Origin of the sequence: Okeania hirsuta (assembly GCF_003838195.1) — a bacterium.
Classification (GTDB): Bacteria; Cyanobacteriota; Cyanobacteriia; order Cyanobacteriales; family Microcoleaceae; genus Okeania; species Okeania hirsuta.
In genome coordinates this window covers 1-5,303 of sequence record NZ_RCBY01000358.1, presented here as the reverse complement: position 1 = coordinate 5,303, position 5,303 = coordinate 1, and the positions used below count along the sequence as shown (strand labels likewise).

Genomic DNA, 5,303 nt, shown 5'->3' with positions numbered 1-5,303 from the left:
CAGAATCATGTCTGGGTGATGGCGTTGTACTTGGGCTAGAGCATCTTCACCATCAACTGCCATGCGGACTTTATAGCCCGCAGCTTTTAAGGCTTTTGACAACACAGATAAGTTAGTGGGTTTGTCATCCACAATCAAAATAAATGGTTGGGTTGGATCTGGCATGGGTTTCTGCTCCTTATTAAACGAGGTAGTTTTGAATAAATGCTCGCATTTGTTTGATTTCGCAAGCTTCTGCAAGGCGGATCAATTCTTGGGTAAAGGCAGCAGTATTGTTATCCTGAAGTTGTTCAGCGATTTCTATGATGCCATCAACTTCTCCATCTTGGGCTAATTCCCAGATTTGCTGCAAGATTTCTGTTTCAGGTGGCTGGATTTCATCGGCAACAACCTCTATATTCTGTTTTTCAGTGTTATTTGCGTCATAAATCCAATCTAATTGTAGATGTTTTTGCAGCAGTTCTAGTAAAGTTTTAGCTTGCACTGGTTTTGGTAAGAAATCATTTCCCCCAGCATCTAGACTTTTGTGGCGATCAATATCAAAAATACTGGCGGAAGAGACCAGAACAATTTTGTTTTGTAGTTGGGGATGGCATACTCCTTCGGAGTCAGTTCCTGAACGCAACTTATGTAAAAACTCAAACCCATTCATTATAGGCATAGATAAGTCAGTAATAACTAAATCCGGCGATGTTTTTAGTACCTGTTCGATACCCTCTTTTCCATTGTTAGCTTCGATCATTTCAAAGCCGATGGGTTCTAGAATATTAATTAATACGGAACGATTTTCCCAACGGTCATCAACAACCAATATTTTGCGTTTCTCACCTTTGTAACCCTGAATTACGCCTTGTTGCATGACTCTCAAAGTGTCTGCCCAATCTTCTGCTTCAGGCAGTTCAACTTCCCAACAGAAGGTGCTGCCTTCACCTAAAATACTTTGAACCTGGATTTCACTTTGCATCAACGCAGCAATTTGACGGGTAATAGTTAGTCCGAGTCCCGTGCCTTCTGCTTGCTTTTTATGATCGCCAACTTGCTCAAAGGGCAAAAAGATTTTTTCGGTTTGTTCTGGAGTCATCCCCACCCCAGTATCTTCTACCTGAAAGCGAATTTTTGCCCCAATGGATTCAACCTTAAAAGTCACGCTACCGCGTTCGGTAAATTTAATGGCATTGCCCAGAAGGTTGATCAAAACCTGACGCAAACGTTTTTCATCCGCGCAAATACCCGTAGGCAATTGAGAGCTAACCTGGAAATTAAAGGTAATCCCTTTTTGTTCGCCACGAATGCGGATGATTTCAACAACACTTTGCAGGAAGGAAGGCAGATGGATGGCTGTGGGATGCAGTTCTAATTTTCGGGCTTCGATTTTGGCGAGGTCCAATATATCGTTGATTAGGTTCATCAAGTGAGAACCGGATTGGTAAATAATATCAATGCCGTTTTGCCCTTTTTGGGTGAGAGGTTCGCTGCGTTTTAAGATTTGGGCATAGCCAAGAATACCATTAAGTGGAGTGCGTAACTCGTGACTCATGTTAGCGAGGAATTCGCTTTTGGCTTGGTTGGCCCTGTCAGCAGTTTCTTTTGCTTGCTGAAGTTCCAAACTGGCTTGCTGAATTTCCTGAAATTTATCTTGCAGAACACTTGTCATACATTGAAAGTTACTAGACAGGGTTTCAATTTCAGTAATTGAACTGGCTGGAATTTGTAGCGATTGATGTTCTGTGAGTTTATCGGGTAAATTGCTGGTGAGATTGGCAAGTTGCAGTAAGGGTTTAACTAGACTACTGCTAATGGGTTTTGCTAAAAGAGGTGCTAGGATAGCGATCGCCATCAGAATAGCGAAGCTTTTGGTGTAAAATCCCTCAAGTTTTACCAAATAGTAAGCAGTCGGTGTTTCGATCGCCACTATCCATGGAAGCTCGCCGTCAATAGCACTCTTGTGCACGTAAAATGACTTTCTCCAAAGCACGGCTTTAGCAGTGTTGGGAATATTCGGTACCCAAAGGTAGCTATTTTGATCGATCCAATAAATTTCACCATTCCGGTCTCGATCAAAGGGTTGCCCTACTTTCAGATCTTCGCGAGTGGTAGTAATGACCCGGTCTCGTATATCTAGTAAACTCACTAGCCGAGTTGATGTAGACTGACTGGATAGCCATCTTTTTTTCAGGTTATTTACATCAATTTCTGCAACAAATTGACCCACTAGGTTGTCATCTTGCCAAATGGGTATACTCTGAAAGATCGTTGGCGAATCGGATATCATTATCATCTCAGAGAGCATTGGCTGTTTTGCTGTTAACAAACCCTGAAGTGGTAAACTGTTTAGTTGAGTAACATTTTGATTAGCGTTTTCGACAGTGGTTGAATTGAGAATCTGCCCATATGTGTTTGTAATATAAAGATTGCGGAAATCGGGAACGGTTTGTTGAGCAATTTGAATTGTTTCCTGGTTCTGGGAACGGTTTGAGCGATTCCACAGCGGAACGCTATCTTGAATATTGGATGCGAGTGCTTCCAACTTCTCCAGGTTTTGTTGATGCCAGTTCTGTATATCGGTACTGACATTTTGTCTGGTTTCTTCTAGGCGAACTAAAACGTTGTTCTCTTGAACAGAGGTAGCATCCTGACAGTTCCACATGGTCAGTACCATTGCTGGGAGTAAGACAAAAGCTACTAGCAAATTAAGGAGGGTCTGCTCAAAGGCATGAGTTTTATTCTTGATGCTAAACCATTGAGCAATGGGTGTGTGAGTTAGAATCATACTGGCAATTAAGGCATTGCAAATTTGGTTGAGTGGATTTTTGAAGGAAATGAATAAAACACTTTCAGGGGGAATTTTAGCGACAACGATATAGAGGAACCACAGAAGTGGAAATCCGATAATTCCCCAATAAAAAACATCAAGGAGTAATAAGTTGCTGCTGCGCCGTCGCAGTCCCCAACCGACAAAAATCGCTTCCAGGGTGTAGAGAATAAAGGCAGAGGGGTGGTGCCACAACAAAATTGTATAGGAACTGGAAATCGCGGCAGCGATCGTGCCCCAACCGAACCCGTACAGTCTGACGACCAGCATGGTAAAAATACTACCAAACAGCCAGTCGATATGAAGAATTATGGGAATTTTGAAGTAATTACCCATATACCCTGCCAACAGCAAGCAGAGCAAAACAATTGTCGTTCTCCACCGATGTTTGTTTCTATGTGAGTTCCAAGATTCTGCAATATTTCCTGCCATTGTTTTCTCAATTAGTGTTAAAATTTAGTATTAAAATAAAGTTTGATAGAATTGTGCTAGTAACATCAAATCCGGTAGCATCGATGTTATTCAGTATTTTAAAGATCAGAGTCTATATTAGACATCTCCAGAAAATAGGGAACAGGAAACAGGGAACAGGGAACCCACCCCTCGCCCCTCCCCCTCCCAGGAGGGGAGTAATTGATAATTTATGGATAAGAATTGATTTAATTTTTGATTTTTACCAGATGTCTATTGTAGGGGCGTTAGCGGCAGCTTGGCGTTAGCAAATGGCCATTCGCCCTTACCCATTGTATGAAGATCGAAGAAATTATATTACTCCGATTTCTCGGGAACCGTAGCCAACGGATTTGATATAAGATTTCGACTCAGTTTCAGTTATTCTTTCATGTTTTTAGGTTGTATTATTTAGAATAAAGACTTTTTTATCAGTTTCAGGAAATTGTTGACTGAAGAGGAAGGACAATTGTAAATTCTGTTCCTTCTCGAGGAGTTGAAGTCACATAAAGATTTCGGTAGTGCCTGTGCGAAAGTGTGGGAATGGTAATATAATCATTGTCCTCAAACACTTTCTATGATCATGGAATGTCCTCTATGTGGCCATCATCAAACTCGGGTATCATAGAAAGATAAGTAAATGATTGATCTAGCTGATGTCGAGAATATCAATACCCCACAAATCAGCAGTGGCGAGTTTTGGTCATTCGTCCAAAAAAAGCGAGTGGGTAATTCTGGGGTCTCCCCAGAATGTAAGACGTACTCAAGACACAAAAAAACTCTCAGATCAATGAATTGACACAAGGGGATTGTGAGATGGGGATGACTCAACCATCCAGAACGTGGATTGATTTTGGCCACGCTTAGTCGGAAAACACAGTGACCAGTTCACCCTAGAATTAATCGCCAACACAGAAGGGAAAATTAATTGTCAACAGTGGCATACTGATGATTGGGGTGGGTCTCAACGAGTTTGGCCCCCAGAAGTCAAGCATATGATCGGTAAAGACCAGACTCAACAACTAGAGCGCTCAAGGGAATGTCAGACAGCAGATAGGTCCGTGGCATCGCACCCCAGAATAAATTTGGTCAGGAAGGGGAACAAACAAAGATCACAGTTAGGTTAGCGTTCGCGGAGCGTGGTGTCAGGCGTATGGCCTACTTGAATTGGATTTGGGTTCATAATCGCCATCACAATACTGCTGCCCAAAGCTCGGGGTTGGCGTTGGTGGAGCAAGTGCGGCAGCTATATCGCCCCTTGGGACTGGAATGATATAATTACTGATCCCACACTTTGCGCTCTGCACTACCAAGATTTCCTCCATGTTTATGTTCGATAATTTGATGGGCGATCGCTAATCCTAAACCCGTCCCTTTTCCCACATCTTTAGTTGTAAATAAGTGGTCAAAAATCTTGGCTTTAACTTCTTGATTCATCCCCTGACCATTATCAGCAAGAGAAATTTTAACTCCTTGATTTTCCATTGAAGTTGTAATTTTAATTCGGTTAGGATTAACCTCAATTTCTGCAAAACTTAAACCTGTATTTGATTCATCTAACGCATCAATAGCATTGGCAATAATATTCATAAATACCTGATTTAACTGACCGGTAAAACAATAATTTTTTGGTAAATCTCCATAATTTGTAATTACTTCAATCCCAGGGCGATGTTGATTTGCTTTGAGGCGATGTTTGAGAATTAACAGAGTACTATCAATACCTTCATGGATATTAAAAGGTACTTGATAATCTTTATCTGCACGAGAAAAAGTACCCAGAGAAGTGCTAATATTTTTTAATCTGTCCCACGCTATAGTCATCGAATCAATTATTTTAGGTAAGTCTTCTAAACTATAATCCAAATCAATTTCTTCTGCATAGTCAATAATTTCATTACTCTTGTTGGTCAAACTTTCTTGAGATCGTATTTGATGAAACACTAAACATCTCCTCCAAAAGAGGGAATAGGAAGAAATAATTGATGTTAAACTAAGCCAGGCAAGTTACCTTGACCGACTCGTCTTCAGAACCGGACGT

General features: G+C 41.2%; 3 protein-coding genes and 1 pseudogene. 1 reads left to right on the top strand and 3 read right to left on the bottom strand.

Features of this window, described 5'->3' with window-relative positions; all coding sequences use genetic code 11:
* Together D5R40_RS30060 and D5R40_RS30055 are read right to left on the bottom strand one after the other, a co-directional pair.
* Positions 1-165 (bottom strand): response regulator (locus D5R40_RS30060; RefSeq protein ID WP_124155658.1); only part of this gene is annotated, 165 nt, incomplete at its 3' end.
* Between the two features lie 16 nt (positions 166-181).
* Positions 182-3,244: a hybrid sensor histidine kinase/response regulator gene (locus tag D5R40_RS30055; RefSeq protein WP_124155657.1), complete on the bottom strand. Its 3,063-nt coding sequence runs from the start codon at positions 3,242-3,244 to the stop codon at positions 182-184.
* Positions 3,245-3,297: 53 nt separating this feature from the next.
* Between D5R40_RS30055 and D5R40_RS36435 the strand changes: the two genes are divergently transcribed.
* On the top strand, positions 3,298-3,531 hold the full coding sequence (locus tag D5R40_RS36435; RefSeq protein WP_124145599.1) for a hypothetical protein: 234 nt from the start codon (positions 3,298-3,300) through the stop codon (positions 3,529-3,531).
* A gap of 1,009 nt (positions 3,532-4,540) precedes the next feature.
* On the opposite strand, the pseudogene D5R40_RS30045 reads toward D5R40_RS36435, so the two are convergent.
* Positions 4,541-5,161, bottom strand: a pseudogene (locus D5R40_RS30045) (sensor histidine kinase); the annotation flags it as partial.
* Between the last annotated feature and the right edge of the window lie 142 nt (positions 5,162-5,303).